The sequence below is a fragment of the Xanthomonas sp. LF02-5 genome (assembly GCF_034105325.1).
In the GTDB taxonomy this organism is placed as follows: Bacteria; Pseudomonadota; Gammaproteobacteria; order Xanthomonadales; family Xanthomonadaceae; genus Xanthomonas_A; species Xanthomonas_A sontii.
On the sequence record NZ_JAXGGF010000001.1, the window covers coordinates 223852 to 238490 of the forward strand.

The 14639-nt window shown below is 70.8% G+C and carries 13 protein-coding genes and 1 pseudogene; 12 read left to right on the top strand and 2 right to left on the bottom strand.

Annotated elements, in window-relative coordinates:
* The first annotated feature begins 256 nt into the window (after window positions 1–256).
* The 12 genes and pseudogenes from gspE to SLW52_RS01045 all read left to right on the top strand — a co-directional run bounded on the left by gspE (window position 257) and on the right by SLW52_RS01045 (window position 12471).
* Window positions 257–1987: a type II secretion system ATPase GspE gene (gene gspE / locus SLW52_RS00990; protein ID WP_043093251.1), complete on the top strand. Its 1731-nt coding sequence runs from the start codon at window positions 257–259 to the stop codon at window positions 1985–1987.
* A gap of 139 nt (window positions 1988–2126) precedes the next feature.
* A complete protein-coding gene (locus SLW52_RS00995; RefSeq protein WP_152237093.1) occupies window positions 2127–3341 on the top strand; it encodes a type II secretion system F family protein in 1215 nt (404 codons plus the stop codon).
* Window positions 3342–3758: 417 nt separating this feature from the next.
* Complete coding sequence (gene gspG, locus SLW52_RS01000; protein ID WP_026143220.1) at window positions 3759–4196, top strand: type II secretion system major pseudopilin GspG; 438 nt, start codon at window positions 3759–3761, stop codon at window positions 4194–4196.
* A gap of 78 nt (window positions 4197–4274) precedes the next feature.
* Entirely contained in the window at window positions 4275–4724 is a 450-nt protein-coding gene (locus SLW52_RS01005; protein WP_043082891.1) for a GspH/FimT family pseudopilin, read from the top strand.
* Window positions 4721–5137: a prepilin-type N-terminal cleavage/methylation domain-containing protein gene (locus tag SLW52_RS01010; protein WP_017908496.1), complete on the top strand. Its 417-nt coding sequence runs from the start codon at window positions 4721–4723 to the stop codon at window positions 5135–5137. The genes SLW52_RS01005 and SLW52_RS01010 overlap by 4 nt, the downstream gene beginning before the upstream one ends.
* Complete coding sequence (locus SLW52_RS01015; RefSeq protein ID WP_295930696.1) at window positions 5134–5787, top strand: type II secretion system protein J; 654 nt, start codon at window positions 5134–5136, stop codon at window positions 5785–5787. The genes SLW52_RS01010 and SLW52_RS01015 overlap by 4 nt, the downstream gene beginning before the upstream one ends.
* Window positions 5784–6641: a type II secretion system protein GspK gene (locus tag SLW52_RS01020; RefSeq protein ID WP_017908494.1), complete on the top strand. Its 858-nt coding sequence runs from the start codon at window positions 5784–5786 to the stop codon at window positions 6639–6641. Before SLW52_RS01015 ends, SLW52_RS01020 begins: the two co-directional genes overlap by 4 nt.
* Window positions 6638–7762 (top strand): PilN domain-containing protein, encoded by a 1125-nt coding sequence (locus tag SLW52_RS01025; protein ID WP_152237094.1) that lies wholly within the window; start codon window positions 6638–6640, stop codon window positions 7760–7762. The genes SLW52_RS01020 and SLW52_RS01025 overlap by 4 nt, the downstream gene beginning before the upstream one ends.
* A pseudogene (gene gspM, locus SLW52_RS01030) lies at window positions 7743–8387 on the top strand (type II secretion system protein GspM); the annotation flags it as partial. The gene SLW52_RS01025 and the pseudogene gspM, both read left to right, overlap by 20 nt.
* Window positions 8388–8559: 172 nt before the next feature.
* The gene (gene xpsN, locus SLW52_RS01035) at window positions 8560–9333 is read left to right on the top strand and encodes a type II secretion system protein XpsN (RefSeq protein WP_026143492.1); all 774 of its coding nucleotides are present in this window, start codon (window positions 8560–8562) and stop codon (window positions 9331–9333) included.
* 11 nt (window positions 9334–9344) lie between these two features.
* Window positions 9345–11633: a type II secretion system secretin GspD gene (gspD, locus tag SLW52_RS01040; protein WP_043093240.1), complete on the top strand. Its 2289-nt coding sequence runs from the start codon at window positions 9345–9347 to the stop codon at window positions 11631–11633.
* Between the two features lie 4 nt (window positions 11634–11637).
* On the top strand, window positions 11638–12471 hold the full coding sequence (locus SLW52_RS01045) for a hypothetical protein (protein WP_043093238.1): 834 nt from the start codon (window positions 11638–11640) through the stop codon (window positions 12469–12471).
* Window positions 12472–13121: 650 nt separating this feature from the next.
* Here SLW52_RS01045 and SLW52_RS01050 read toward each other — a convergent pair.
* Window positions 13122–13853 (bottom strand): UTRA domain-containing protein, encoded by a 732-nt coding sequence (locus tag SLW52_RS01050; RefSeq protein ID WP_295930703.1) that lies wholly within the window; start codon window positions 13851–13853, stop codon window positions 13122–13124.
* A 173-nt stretch (window positions 13854–14026) separates the two neighbouring features.
* Window positions 14027–14599, bottom strand: coding sequence for a nicotinamide riboside transporter PnuC (pnuC, locus tag SLW52_RS01055; RefSeq protein WP_295942407.1), 573 nt, complete (start codon window positions 14597–14599; stop codon window positions 14027–14029).
* Between the last annotated feature and the right edge of the window lie 40 nt (window positions 14600–14639).

Consider the following 14639-nt stretch of genomic DNA (forward strand, 5'->3'; position numbering starts at 1 on the left):
ATGCGGTTCCAGGAAACCCGGCTCCGGCCGGGTTTCCTGCATCTGGGGCAGCGCCGTGTCGGCCCACTCCGCGACCGCGGCAGCGCGCAACGCAACTGCCCAGCATGTCCTGCCAGGATGTCAGGCCGATGACCGTGGCGGGCCTGCCGGTGCCGGTCCGTTGGCCGCCCGGTAGACAGCGGCGGGGGAGTGCGCCGGATTCGGCGTCGGGTCATGCCGAACTGCTAAAGTCGCACGGTCATCTGGGAGGGATCGCGTGAATGCGCTCGTGAAGGACACTGCCGTCGCCGTGGAGACGCCCGAAACCCGCATCATCGCGGCGTTGCTGGCCAAGGGCCGGCTCAAGGACGGCGACTTGGCGCGCGCGCGGCAATTGCAGCGCGAGTCCGGCGGCAGCCTGCTGGCGCTGCTGGCGCGCCTGGGCCTGGTCTCCGAGCGCGACCATGCCGAGCTCAGCGCCGAAGTCCTGGGCCTGCCCCTGCTCGACGCCAAGCAGCTGCCGGCCACCGCGCCGGAGAGCCTGCCCGAGGCGCAGCCACTGTCGCTGCGCTTCCTCAAGCAGTTCCATGTGTGTCCGCTCGGCGAGCGCGACGGCGTGCTGGAACTGTGGACGGCCGATCCGCACGACGCCTATGCCGCCGACGCAGTGCGCCTGGCCACCGGCCTGCAGGTGCTGCCGCGGGTCGGCCTGCGCTCGGAGATCGACGACCTGATCGAGCGCTGGTTCGGCCAGGGCCGCAGCGCGATGGGCGCGATCGTGGAAACCGCCGACGGCGACAGCGTCGCCGCCGACGACATCGAGCACCTGCGCGACCTGGCGTCCGAGGCGCCGGTGATCCGCCTGGTCAACCTGGTGATCCAGCGCGCGGTGGAACTGCGCGCCTCGGACATCCACATCGAACCGTTCGAGAGCCGGCTGAAGGTGCGCTACCGCGTCGACGGCGTGCTGATCGACGGCGAGAGCCCGCCGGCCAACCTGACCGCGGCGGTGATCAGCCGCGTCAAGATCATGGCCAAGCTCAACATCGCCGAGCGCCGCCTGCCGCAGGACGGCCGCATCATGCTGCGGGTGCAGGGCAAGGAACTGGACCTGCGCGTGAGCACCGTGCCCACCGCGCATGGCGAGAGCGTGGTGATGCGCCTGCTCGACCGCGAGACCGTGGTGTTCGACTTCCACCGGCTCGGCTTCACCGACGCGTTCCTGCCGCAGTTCCGCAAGGTGCTGGAGCAGCCGCACGGCATCCTGCTGGTCACCGGCCCCACCGGCTCGGGCAAGACCACCACGCTGTACACCGCGCTGAGCCAGCTCAACACCGCCGACGTCAAGATCATTACCGTCGAGGATCCGGTCGAGTACCAGATCGAGGGCATCAACCAGATCCAGGCCAAGCCGCAGATCGGCCTGGATTTCTCGCATGCGCTGCGCAGCATCGTGCGCCAGGACCCGGACATCATCATGATCGGCGAAATGCGTGACCTGGAGACGGCGCGCATCGCCATCCAGTCCGCGCTGACCGGCCACCTGGTGCTGTCGACCCTGCATACCAATAACGCCGCCGGCGGTATCACCCGCCTGCTCGACATGGGTGTGGAGGACTACCTGCTGACCTCCACCATCAACGGCATCCTCGCCCAGCGCCTGGTGCGGCGGCTGGAGCCGACCCATGCCGAGCGCTATGCGGCCTCGCCGGAGGAGATCGAGAAGTTCGAACTGCGCCGGCTGCAGCCGGAAGGCGAGATCTTCCTGTACCGCCCGCGGCCCTCGGCGATCGCGCCGACCGGCTATGTCGGTCGTACCACCATCATGGAATTCCTGGTGATGAACGACGTGCTGCGCCGTGCGGTGATGCGCCACGCCGGCATGGGCGAGATCGAGCAACTGGCGCGTGAGGCCGGCATGCGCACCATGTACGAGGACGGCCTGGCCAAGGCGCTCAGCGGCCAGACCACGATCGAGGAAGTGCTGCGCGTGACGGAGGAAACCTGATGCGCGCGGCGTGCGCTCCGGCGATGGCAGCCTGTTGCTTCGCCAGGCGCGGGCATTCCGTGTTCGAAAAGGCACGGGCCGCGCGCGATGCGCTCTCCCATTCCCGATTCCCCATTCTCCAGTCCCAGCTCCAGTCCTGATGCCGCTCTATCGCTACAAGGCCCTGGACTCGCATGGCGAGGTCCTGGAAGGGCAGATGGAAGCCGCCAGCGAGGCGGAGGTGGCGCTGCGCCTGCAGGAGCAGGGGCATATGCCGATGCAGGCCCGGCTCGCCGCCGAAGGCGGCGGCACCTCGCTGCGCGGGTTGTTCCGGCCCAAGCCGTTCGACGGCGCGGCGCTGGTGCAGTTCACCCAGCAGCTGGCGACCCTGCTCGGCGCCGGCCAGCCGCTGGATCGCGCGCTGTCGATCCTGCTCGAACTGCCCGAGGACGAGCGTTCCAAGCGCACCGTCGGCGACATCCGCGACGCGGTACGCGGCGGCGCGCCGCTGTCCACCGCGCTGGAGCGCCAGCACGGGCTGTTCTCGCGCCTGTACATCAACATGGTGCGCGCCGGCGAGGCCGGCGGCAGCCTGCACGACACCCTGCAGCGCCTGGCCGAGTACCTGGAGCGCAGCCGCGAACTGCGCGGGCGGGTGATCAACGCGCTGATCTATCCGGCGATCCTGGTCAGCGTGGTCGGCTGCGCGCTGCTGTTCCTGCTCGGCTACGTGGTGCCGCAGTTCGCACAGATGTACGAGAGCCTGGACGTGGCCCTGCCGTGGTTCACCCAGGCGGTGCTGAGCGTGGGCCTGTTCGTGCGCGACTGGTGGATCGTGCTGCTGGTGGTGCCCGGGGTAACCGTGCTGGCGGTGGATCGCAAGCGCCGCGACCCCGCGTTCCGTGCCAGCTTCGACGCCTGGCTGCTGCGCCAGCGTTTCGTCGGCGTGCTGATTTCGCGGCTGGAGACCGCGCGCCTGACCCGTACCCTCGGCACCCTGCTGCGCAACGGTGTGCCGCTGCTGGCGGCGCTGGGCATCTCCCGCAACGTGCTGTCGAACCTGGCGCTGACCGCCGACGTCGGCGCCGCCGCCGACGACGTCAAGAACGGCCACGGCCTGTCGGCATCGCTGTCCAAGGGCAAGCGCTTCCCGCGCCTGGCGCTGCAGATGATCCAGGTCGGCGAGGAATCGGGCGCGCTCGACATCATGCTGCTGAAGACCGCCGACACCTTCGAGCAGGAGACCGCGCAGGCCATCGACCGCCTGCTGGCGGCGATGGTGCCGGCGATCACCCTGGTCCTGGCCTCGGTGGTCGGCCTGGTGATCATCTCCGTCCTCGTCCCCCTCTACGACCTCACCAATGCGATTGGGTGAGGCCATGCGCTTGCGAACCGCAGGTTCGCGCATGGCCGAACGCCCGGCCATGGATGGCCGGGCCGGTCTCTCCGGAGCCGGTAATGCGACGCCATGGACGGCAGCGGCCTTGCCTGCTGCGTCCGCGCGGCGCGCCATGGCGCATGTGGCGCCGAACGCCCGGCCCCGTCCGGGCTTCGGGCGACTGCCACGGAGTGTGACGCCGGGCGGTCCCGGCCGGGAACCTTCCGCCGCCGCCCCTGTCCCATTGCCAGCGGCGCCGCGCGCGCCGGCCGTGGCCGTGCGTGCGCGCGGCGCGGATCCTCCACCGCCCGGCGTGACGGCGTGCGTGACGCGCCGCTGTACCGCCGGCCGCCGCCGGCTGCCATCGTCACTGTGTTCGGCTACATAGGTCTTCCACCGCAAGGATCCGATGCAATGCGCACTCTTCGCCGCTCCCTGACCCGTTCCCCGTCCGCCGCACGCCAGGCGGGCATGAGCCTGCTGGAAATCATCATCGTCATCGTGCTGATCGGCGCGGTGCTGACCCTGGTCGGCAGCCGCGTGCTCGGCGGCGCCGACCGCGGCAAGGCCAACCTGGCCAAGTCGCAGATCCAGACCCTGGCCGGCAAGGTCGACAACTACCAGCTCGACACCGGCAAGCTGCCGTCCAAGCTCGACGACCTGGTCACCGCGCCGGGCGGCGTCAGCGGCTGGCTCGGTCCGTACGCCAAGCCGGCCGAACTGAACGACCCCTGGGGCCACCCGATCGAATACAAGGTGCCCGGCGAAGGCCGGCCGTTCGACCTGATCAGCCTGGGCAAGGACGGCCAGCCCGGCGGCAGCAGTTACGACGCCGACATCAAGTACGAGTGATCCGACGCCGTGATCCGGGCCCCTGCCGGCGCGCTGCGCTTCGGCGTGCCGGCGTGCGCGCCGGCTGCGCGTGCGCGCATGCGCGGCGTGTCGCTGCTGGAGATGCTGCTGGTGGTGGGCCTGATCGCGATCGCCGCGCTGCTGGCGGCCTCGGTGCTGACCGGCGGCATCGACGGCATGCGCCTGCGCTCGGCGGCCAAGGAGATCGCCTCGCAACTGCGCTACACCCGCGCCCAGGCGATCGCCAGCGGCCAGCCGCAGCGGTTCCTGATCGATCCGCAGGCGCATCGCTGGCAGGCGCCCAACGGCCGCCACGGCGAGATCCCGCCGTCGCTGACGATCCGCTTCACCGGTGCGCGTCAGGCGCAGCGCCGCGACGGCGAGGGCGCGATCCAGTTCTTCGAGGACGGCGCCTCCACCGGCGGGCGCATCGACCTGCAGGCGCGCCAGGCGCGCTGGCGCGTCGACGTGACCTGGCTGACCGGCGAGGTCACGGTCGGGCGCGCACCGGACCAGGCGGGCCCATGAACCGCCAGCGCGGCTACACCCTGATCGAGGTGATCGTGGCGTTCGCGCTGCTGGCGCTGGCGCTGACCCTGCTGCTGGGCTCGCTGTCCGGCGCCGCACGCCAGGTGCAGCGTGCCGACCAGTTGAGCCGCGCCACCCTGTACGCGCAGTCGCTGCTGGCGGCGCAGGGCGTGGAGCAGCCGCTGCAGCCGGGGCGCAGCCAGGGCACGCTGGATCAGGGTCGCTACCGCTGGACCCTGGACGTGGCGCCCTACGCCGACCCGCGGCGGCCGCCCGATGCCGCGGTGACGCCCGGCGCGCCGACCTTGCTGCAATTGACCCTGCAGGTGCGCTGGGGCGATGCGCCGGCGCAGGCGCTGCAGTGGAAGACCCTGCGCCTGGTCGCCCCGCAAGGCAACGGGGTGCCGCAATGACCACGCGCGCGCCGCCGCGCGCCGCCGCGCGCGGCTTCACCCTGATCGAGGTGCTGCTGGCCACGGTGCTGCTGGTCGGCGGCCTGACCCTGGCCTTCGCCACGCTGCGCTCGGCGATGGCGATCAGCGGCCGCGGCGAGGCGATCGCCGGACGCAGCGAACGCATGCGCGCGGTCGAGGGCTTCCTGCGCCGGCGCCTGAGCGGCGCGCAATCGCTGCCGCTGGACATCGACACGCACACGCTGCAGCCGGTGCGTTTCGTCGGCGAACCGCTGCGCATGCAGTTCGTGGCCGATCTGCCCGAGTACCTCGGCCGCGGCGGCCCCTACCTGCACGACCTGCGCGTCAGCGGCGAGGGCGACCACCGGCAACTGGCGATCGCGCTGGTGCAGGTGCAGGCCGGCAAGCAACTCGCCGAGACCCCGCCGCGCCCGCCCGAGCCGCTGGCGCGCGACCTGCGCGAGGTGCGCTTCCGCTACCGCGGCCTGGACCCGGAGCGCGGCACCATCGGCCCCTGGCAGGAGCGCTGGGAGCGCACCGACACGCTGCCGCTGCTGGTCTCGATCGAGTTGCGCAGCGGCGACGGCACGGCGTGGCCGCCGCTGGTGGTGGCGCTGCGCCAGGCCGGTGGCGCGGAGATGCGGCAATGAGCGCGACGCATCGCCACCGCGGCGCGGCGCTGGTGCTGGTGCTGTGGCTGATCGCGCTGCTGACCGCGCTGATCGGCGCCTTCGCGCTGACCGCGCGCACCGAGAACCTGCAGGGCAAGGTGCTCGGCGACGGCGCCGAGGCGCAGGAACGCGCCCGCGCCGGCCTGGAATACGCGCTGACCCGTCTCGCCGGCACCCCCACGCAGCCGGGCTGGCGTGCCGACGGCCGGCGCTACCGCTGGCAGTACGAGGGCGCCACGGTCGACCTGCGGGTCACCGATGAAAGCGGCAAGGTCGATCTGAACATGGCCGATGCGCAACTGCTGGCGGCGCTGGTGCGCGCGGTCGGCGAGGATCCGCAGCGCGCCGAGCGCATCGCCGCGGCGATCGTGGACTGGCGCGATCCCGACAACCTGACCCAGCCCAACGGCGCCGAGGATCCGGACTACGCCGCCGCCGGCCTGCCCTACGGCGCCAAGGATGCGCCGTTCGAAAGCCTGGCCGAACTGCAGCTGGTGCTGGGCATGGACCCGGAGCTGTACGCCAAGCTGCTGCCCAACCTGACCCTGTACGGTGGGGTGTCGCGGCCGACGCCGGACTTCGCGCCGGGGCCGGTGCTGACCGCGTTGGGCCTGGACGCGCAGCAGGTGCTGGCGCAGCGCGAACGCACCGACCAGACCCAGCTCGGCATGGTCGGCATGGGCGGTGGCGGCACCTACAGCATCGAAAGCCGGGCGCGGCTGGGCAATGGCCGCGAGGGCGTGTTGCGCGCGGTGGTGCGCCCAGGCTCGTCGGCGCTGCCGGGCTCCGCCTACACTGTGTTGCGTTGGGAAGAAGGAACGACGGTGCGATGACGGCGTGGCGCGACACGATGGACAAACTTGGCGTACGCATCGCCCCCGGTGCGGGCGGGCTGCTGGCCTGGTGGCAGCGCTCGCTGATGGCGTGGCTGCCGCCGCGCTGGCAACTGCAGCTGGGCTGGTCGCAGGCGCGGCTGCTGCTGTGGCGCGAGGGCGAGCAACTGATGCTGGCGCGGCAGGTCGAGTCCGAACTGGGCGCGCCGCTGGCGCTGCCGTGGCCGCTGCTGCCCGACGAACTGGAGGCGCTGCTGGGGCCGCGCCTGGCGGCGCTGCCGCGGGTGTGGCTGTTGCCGGCCGAGGCGGCGTTGCAACGCCATCTGCGCCTGCCGGCGGCGGCCGCCGAGCACCTGCGCGAGGTGGTGAAGTTCGAGATCGACCGGCAGACCCCGTTCCAGGCCGACCAGGTGATCTACGACGTGCGCGCCGACGGTCGCCGCGACGACGCCCAGCTCGACGCCGAACTGGTGGTGGCCCCGCGCCGCGTGCTGGACGACCTGCAGGCCAGCGCCGGCGCGCTGCGCCCGACCCTGGCCGGCATCGACGTCGCCGGCAGCGATGGCGCGCCGCTGGGAGTGAATCTGCTGCCGCAGGAACAGCGCCACCGTCGCGCCGACCCGATGCGGCGCTGGAACGCGATCCTTGCCGCCACCGCGCTGCTGGCGCTGTGCGCGGCCGGCTGGCAACTGCTGGACAACCGCCGCGATGCGCTGGAGCACCTGCGCACCCAGGTGGACAGCGGTGCGCAGCGCGCGCGCGCAGTCGCCGCGCAGCGCCAGCAGCTGGTCGATCTGGTCGAAGGCGCCGCGTTCTTCGACCAGTTGCGTGCCGAGCGCCCGGCCTCGGTGGAGGTCTGGAACGAATTGAGCAAGCGCCTGCCGGAGGGCACCTATCTGGAGAAGTTCTCGATCGAAGGCAACCAGTTGCAGTTGATCGGCCTCAGCAGCGAAGCCTCGTCGCTGGTCGGGCGCCTGGAAGGCTCGCCGCTGTGGCGCACGCCCTCGCTGACCGGCGTGCTGCAGGCCGATCCGGGCAGCCACCGCGACCGCTTCACCCTCACCGCCGAGCTGGCCGGGACCAAGCGCAAGGAGGCCGCCGATGCCGGTGCAGGTCGATAAGCGCGACCGCTGGCTGGCGCTGGGCCTGCTGCTGGCGGCGCTGGCGCTGGGCTACCTGGTGCTGGTGCATCCGTGGTGGACCGTGCCGATGCGCGAGGTCGATGCGCAGATCCAGGAACTGCAGCAGCGCGAACTGCGCGTGCGCATGCAGTTGCAGCAGGCGCCGCAGGTGGCGCAACGGCTGCAGCAGGCGCAGCGCGAACTGACCACGCGCCCGGGCTTCCTGCGCGAGACGTCGGCCGAACTGGCCTCGGCCGGCCTGGTGCAGCGCCTGGAAAGCGCGGTGGCCACGGCCAGTCCCGGCAACCGCAGTTGCGCGATCAGCAACCGCTCGCCGCTGGCCGCCGACAACCGCAGCGATCGCTTCACCCGCGTCGCGGTGCAGGTGCGTCTGCGCTGCGGCACGCCGGAGCTGGCGGCGGTACTGCATGCGCTGGAAAGCGGCACGCCGGCGCTGTTCATCGACAACCTCAACGTGATGGCGCAGCGCTACCAGCTCTCGCCGGGCGAGAGCGGCAACGGCCTGGACGTGGCCTTCGAACTGGCCGGCTACCTGCGCCCGAACGCGATGCCGGCGCCGCCAGCGGCGTCCGCCACACCGGACCCGTCGGCAGCAGCGGCCCCCGCCGCGGCCACGCCGGTGATGAACGCCGGCGGTTCCGCCGGCGCTGGTCCGACCGAGCCGGCCGCCGTGCCGTCGCCGCCGCCGGCCACCCCCAGCGCGACCAACCCTCCGGGTGCGCCCGGCGCCGCGAATGCCGCGCCGGCGGACCTGCCGCAACAGGTGGAGGGCCGCCATGCGAATTGAAGCGATGGGCCTGCGTACCGTGTGGCTGGGCACGCTGGCGCTGTGGGGGCTGCTGATCTGGGCGTTGGGCCTGGGTGGGCTCGGCGAACGCGTGGCGCCGCTGCCCGACGATCCGTCGATGCTGCAGCGGCTGCCAGGCTTGCCCGCGGCCACCACACAGCGCCTGGGCGATTTCTCGCAGTACGGCGAGATCGCCGCGCGCCCGGTGTTCGCCGAGGATCGCCGTCCGCATCCGTTCTTCCTCAGCGCCGACAACGGCCAGGCCGCCGCGCCCAACGTGCGCCTGACCGGCGTGCTGCTCACCGACCGCTTCAAGATGGCGACGCTGACCACCGAGCAGGGCGAATCGCTGCGCCTGAAGGAAGGCGGCGACGCCGTGCAGGGCTGGCGGCTGCTGTCGCTGGCGCCGCGTCAGGCCACGGTCAGCGGCAGCGGCGGCACCCAGACCCTGGAATTGAAGGTGTTCGACGGCAAGGGTGGGCAGCCGCCGACCGTGCTCGGCCAGGCCGGGCGTGCCGCGCAGGGGCAGATGCCGCCGCCGGCGTCCGCGCCCAATGGCCAGTCCAACGCCAACGCGCCGCGCCCGCCGAACCAGTCCACCCCCAACCCGGTGCCGAACCAGGCACCGACCCCGAGCGCCCCTCAGCCGTCGTCGCCGGCTCCGTCGTCGGAGCAGTTGCAGGCCATCCGCGAGCGGATCGAAGCGCGCCGTCGGCAATTGCAGCAACAGCGCCAGAACAACCCCTCAGGTCAGAACCCTTGAAGAGTGATCGCATGACGCCGCGTCTGTTTTCCCTGTTCCTCGCCATCGGCCTGGTGGCCGGCTGCGCCACCACGCCCTCGCCGGACATCCGTCGCGGCGCCGCGATCAACCCCCAGGTCGGCGCGGCCGGCAGCACCCAGAGCGACGGCCAGGGCGGCCCGGCCGATCCCAACGCCTTGCCCGAGCGCGCCACCCCGGTGATCCGCCGCGGCAGCGGCACCATGATCAATTCCGCGGCCGCCGCGGCGCCGGCGCCGTCGCTGGGCAACGCCAGCAGCGGCAGCGCCACCTTCAACTTCGAGGGCGAATCGCTGCAGGCGGTGGTCAAGGCCATCCTCGGCGACATGCTCGGGCAGAACTACGTGATCGCGCCGGGCGTGCAGGGCACGGTGACCCTGGCCACGCCCAAGCCGGTGTCGCCGGCGCAGGCGCTGAACCTGCTGGAGATGGTGCTGGGCTGGAACAACGCGCGCATGGTCTACAGCGGCGGCCGCTACAACATCGTCCCCGCCGACCAGGCCCTGGCCGGCACGGTGGCGCCGAGCACCGCCTCGCCGGCCAACGCGCGCGGCTTCGAGGTGCGCGTGGTGCCGCTAAAGTACATCTCCGCCAGCGAGATGAAGAAGGTGCTGGAGCCGTACGCGCGGCCGAACGCCATCGTCGGCATCGACGGCTCGCGCAACGTCATCACGCTGGGCGGCACCCGTGCCGAGCTGGAGAACTACCTGCGCACCGTGCAGATCTTCGACGTCGACTGGCTGTCGGGCATGTCGGTGGGGGTGTTCCCGATCCAGTCGGGCAAGGCCGAACAGGTCGCGGCCGACCTGGAGAAGGTGTTCGGCGAGAACAGCAAGACCCCCAGCGCCGGCATGTTCCGCTTCATGCCGCTGGAGAACGCCAACGCGGTGCTGGTGATCACCCCGCAGGCGCGCTACCTGGACCAGATCCAGGAGTGGCTGGACCGCATCGACAGCGCCGGCGGCGGCGCGCGGCTGTTCTCCTACGAACTCAAGTACATCAAGGCCAAGGATCTGGCCGACCGCCTGGCCGAAGTGTTCGGCGCCGGCGGCGGCAACCGAGGCGACTCCAACGCCTCGCTGATGCCGGGCTCGCAGATGAGCCAGTTGAACGGCGGCGGCCTGGGCGGCTTCAACGGCAGCGACGGCAGCAGCCTGGGCGGCGGCAGTTTGGGCGGCAGCCTGGGCAGCAGCAGCGACAGCCTGGGCAGCAGCAGCTCCTCCGGCAGCAGCGGTGGCGGCCTGGGCAATGGCAGCCTGCAGTTGTCGCCGCGCACGTCCGGCAACGGCAGCGTGACCCTGGAAGTGCAGGGCGACAAGGTCGGCGTGTCGGCGGTGGAGGAAACCAACACCCTGCTGGTGCGCTCGACCCCGCAGGCCTGGCGCTCGATCCGCGACGTGGTCGAGAAGCTCGACGTGATGCCGATGCAGGTGCATATCGAGGCGCAGGTGGCCGAGGTCAATCTGACCGGTAAACTGAAGTATGGCGTCAACTGGTACTTCGAGCAGGCGGTGAATGCGCCGGCCAATGCCGACAACATCGGCATTGGCGGTGGCGCTAATCTGCCCAGCGCGGCCGGCCGCAAGATCTGGGGCGACATCGCCGGCAGCATCACTGGCAGCAGCGGTTTGGGCTGGACCTTCCTGGGCAGGAACGCAGCCGCGGTGATTTCTGCGCTGGATCAGGTCACCAATGTCAAACTGCTGCAGACGCCTTCGGTGTTCGTTCGCAACAATGCCGAAGCAACACTCAACGTGGGCACGCGCATCCCGATCAATTCAGTCAGCGTCGACACGGGCCTGGGCACCGGCGCTACATATTCCTCGGTGAACTACCTGGATACCGGCGTGATCCTCAAGGTGCGTCCGCGTGTGACCAAGGACGGCATGGTGTTCCTGGACATCGTCCAGGAAGTCAGTTCGCCTGGAGCGGCGCCGACCAATTGCGGCACCAGCGCCGGCACCAGCGTCGCCTGCAACGTCCCGATCAACACCCGTCGCGTCAAGACCGAGGCGGCGGTACAGAGCGGTGACACCATCATGCTGGCCGGCCTGATCAGCGACAGCACCACCGACGGCAGCAACGGCGTGCCGTACCTCAGCAAGCTGCCGGTGGTCGGTGCGCTGTTCGGGCAGAAGACCCAGGACAGTAATCGGCAGGAAGTGATCGTGTTGCTGACCCCCTCGATCGTGCGCAACCCGCAGGAAGCGCGCAATCTCACCGACGAATACGGACAGAAGTTCGAGGCCATGAAGCCGCTGCCGGCACGCGGCAAGAAGTAAGCGGGTGAGCCTGCCCATCGTGCTGCTGGCGGTCGGCGTCGACGACGTCGCGCTGGACGCCTGCCTGGGCGCGTTGGAAGCGAACACCCCGGCCGGCACCCGCGTGTGGCTGGCCGACGATGCGCAGGCCGGCCCGCGCGGCATCCGGGTGATCGAGGCTTGGCTGGCGCGCACGCGCCTGCAGGCCGACTACACGCGGCGGCCGCGCATGCTCGGCGAGGTGGCGCATGTGGACGAGATGCTGCGTGCCTGCGGCGATGCGGACGTGGCGGTGCTGGCGGCCGACGCGCAGCCCGGGCCGGGCTGGTTGCTGCAGTTGAGCGCCTGCCTGGCGCGCGACGCGGCCATCGCCAGCGCCACGCCGTGGAGCAATGCCGGCGAAGCCTGCGCGTGGCCGCGGCTGGGCGAGATCAATCCGCCGCCGGAGGATCCCGAGCGCCTGGCGCGGGCCTGCGCGGCGCTGCCGCCGCTGCATCCGGAACTGCCGTCGGCGGTGTGCCACGCGGTGGTGCTGCGCGGGGTGGCGCGGCAGCGCGCCGGCGGGCTGGACGCCAGCAGCTACGGCTCCTGGTATGCGGCGCTGACCGATCTGTCGCTGCGCATGGCCGGGCTCGGCTGGCGCAACGTGCTGTGCGAGACCGCGCATGTCGCGTGCAGCGGCGAAGGCCGCGCCGCCGACGGCGACATGGATGCGCTGGCCACGCGCTGGCCGGCCTGGCACGCGCGCCTGGCCGGCTTCCTGATGCACGATCCGCTGCGCGCCTGCCGCGAAGAGCTGCAGCGCCTGTACGACACGCTGCCGCCGCCGGATCCGCAACGGGCGTTGTTCGATGCCTAGTGCGTCTGGTGTCGAGGTCGCTCCCATAATTCAGCCATTGTGACAACAAGTGCAAGGGCAAAGCTTTCGCCTTGCGGCGAGTCACTTTTCTTTGCTTGTGCAAAGAAAAGTAACCAAAAGAAGCGCTTCACCACAGCCGAAGGCTGGTCAAGCACACCCTGCCTCGCGCCCTCCGCGCTGACGCGCTCCGGGTCCGCGTCCATCCCGGGGATCCGCGGAAGGGGCATCCTGCCCCTGCCGCGGACGGCGCACATCCCTGTGCGCCGCCCCTTCGGGGTTTTTCCCCGCGATGGCCGCCGCTTCGGAAGGGAACCCGGCAAGTCAAAAGCCAGAGCAACAGCCAAAGCCAAAGCCAAGCGACCGTGCGATGAGCGGTGTCCGGGTGCGATGTGGGAGGGACTCTCGTCCCCTTTGTGGGATCAGTCCCGACGGCTTCCGAGGTCCGATCGTCCGCCTACTCCGTTCGTCGTGGTTGCATGACAGTTGACTCCCTCAGCGGCTTGCGGCGAGCCCGCCGGATGCACTGTGGGAGGGACTTCAGTCCCGACGCATTGCGCCATCGGAAAGCACGCACCACTTCGCGCGTCGCGGCTGCATGACAGTTGACTCCCACAACCTCCCGTGACTGGTTGGCATCGCCGCAGATCGGCTTATTTCCCCGGCGCATACACATCCACCGACACTTCCAGCACATCGTGGCGCCAGGATTCGATGTCGAATTCCACGGCACGTCCGTCGGGATCGTAGCTGACGCGTTGCAGGCGGAAGCACGGCGTGCCGGCGGTGGATTGCAGCAGCACGGCCTGTTCGGCATCGAGCGTGGCCGGATACATCGACAGCCGGCTGCGCGCCTGCCGCAAGCCCAGGCGCTGGGTCAGCACGGCGCTCAGCGAGCCGGCCAGGTCGTGATCGAGCAGGCGCGGCGCCCACGCGGCGAGGATCGCATTGGTCTCCAGCAGCACGGCGCGGCGTCCGATCCAGCGGCGGCGGCGCAGCACGAACACCTCGGCATCGGGATCGTCCAGGTGGAGGTGCCGGGCGAGCGCCGGGCCGGCCGGCTGGCGCTGCGCGGCGAGCAGTTCGGTGCGCGGGACGCCGCCCTGCGCGGCCACGTACTGCATGAAGCCGGCGATGCTGTTGGGGTCGTGGCGTACCCGCGGCGCGCTGACGAACCAGCCGCGACGATTCTCGCGGTAGATGTACCCATCCGATTCCAGTTGCTGCAGCGCCTCGCGCAAGGTGATGCGGGTGCAGCCGAACAGCGCGGCCAGTTCGCGCTCCACCGGCAGGCGCTGGTCCGCCCGCCATTCGCCGGCGGCGATGCGCGCCAGCAGCGCATCGGCGATGCGTTGGGCGAAGCCGGCGGTGGTGGCGAAGTGCATGCGAAATCCAGAGCGTGGAGAAGCGTTGCTGACAAGACTACGCTGCCGGCAGGCACGCGGACGATGCGGGCGTCTGATGTTCGCGTGATGCTCGTGCGGCTTCTGCGCGCCATTCGCATCGAGTTGACGACGGCACGCGCTGTGCCGCCAGTCGGCAAAGAGCGCGTTGCGTGTCAGGTGACGGCTTGCGCGCGGCGCAGATCGGCCTGCCACAGGCGCAGTCCGTACACCGCCAACACCACGAATCCGGCGTACAACGCGGCGGTGGGGTACAGCCCCTTGTACACGAACACGCCGACGTAGATGCAGTCTAGCACGATCCACAGGCCCCAGTTGGCGATGCGCTTGCGCGCGGCCCACACGCTGGCGACCACGCTGAACGCCGACAGCGCCGCATCCAGCCATGGCAGCGCCGCATCGGTGTGACGGTGCATCCACCAGCCCAGCAGCGCCGCGCCGGCGGCGCCGGCCAAGACCGAACGTACCCCTTCGGCCCACGGCAGCGGCCCGACCTGGACCTTGCCGTCGTCGCCCAGCCCGTTGCTCCAGCGCCACCAGCCGTAACCCTGCAGCACCACGTACAGGCCCTGCAGCAGCATGTCCGAATACAGCTTCCACTGATAGAACAGCCACGCGTACAGCAGCACCGCCACCACGTTGACCGGCCAGCACCAGCGCACCCGCCGCGCGGTCAGCCATACACCCAGGACGTTGATCAGTACGGCGAGCAATTCGAGCGGGGACATGGTGGGGAGGCCGGGAGTGGGGATTGGGGATTAGAGATTG

Excerpts from the sequence above, each read along its gene's own strand:
- SLW52_RS00995 (WP_152237093.1), top strand. The coding sequence starts at position 2,127 with ATGCCGCTCTATCGCTACAAGGCCCTGGACTCGCATGGCGAGGTCCTG.
- gspG (WP_026143220.1), top strand. The coding sequence starts at position 3,759 with ATGCGCACTCTTCGCCGCTCCCTGACCCGTTCCCCGTCCGCCGCACGC.
- SLW52_RS01005 (WP_043082891.1), top strand. The coding sequence starts at position 4,275 with ATGCGCGGCGTGTCGCTGCTGGAGATGCTGCTGGTGGTGGGCCTGATC.
- SLW52_RS01010 (WP_017908496.1), top strand. The coding sequence starts at position 4,721 with ATGAACCGCCAGCGCGGCTACACCCTGATCGAGGTGATCGTGGCGTTC.
- SLW52_RS01015 (WP_295930696.1), top strand. The coding sequence starts at position 5,134 with ATGACCACGCGCGCGCCGCCGCGCGCCGCCGCGCGCGGCTTCACCCTG.
- SLW52_RS01020 (WP_017908494.1), top strand. The coding sequence starts at position 5,784 with ATGAGCGCGACGCATCGCCACCGCGGCGCGGCGCTGGTGCTGGTGCTG.
- SLW52_RS01025 (WP_152237094.1), top strand. The coding sequence starts at position 6,638 with ATGACGGCGTGGCGCGACACGATGGACAAACTTGGCGTACGCATCGCC.
- xpsN (WP_026143492.1), top strand. The coding sequence starts at position 8,560 with ATGCGAATTGAAGCGATGGGCCTGCGTACCGTGTGGCTGGGCACGCTG.
- gspD (WP_043093240.1), top strand. The coding sequence starts at position 9,345 with ATGACGCCGCGTCTGTTTTCCCTGTTCCTCGCCATCGGCCTGGTGGCC.
- SLW52_RS01050 (WP_295930703.1), bottom strand. The coding sequence starts at position 13,853 with ATGCACTTCGCCACCACCGCCGGCTTCGCCCAACGCATCGCCGATGCG.
- pnuC (WP_295942407.1), bottom strand. The coding sequence starts at position 14,599 with ATGTCCCCGCTCGAATTGCTCGCCGTACTGATCAACGTCCTGGGTGTA.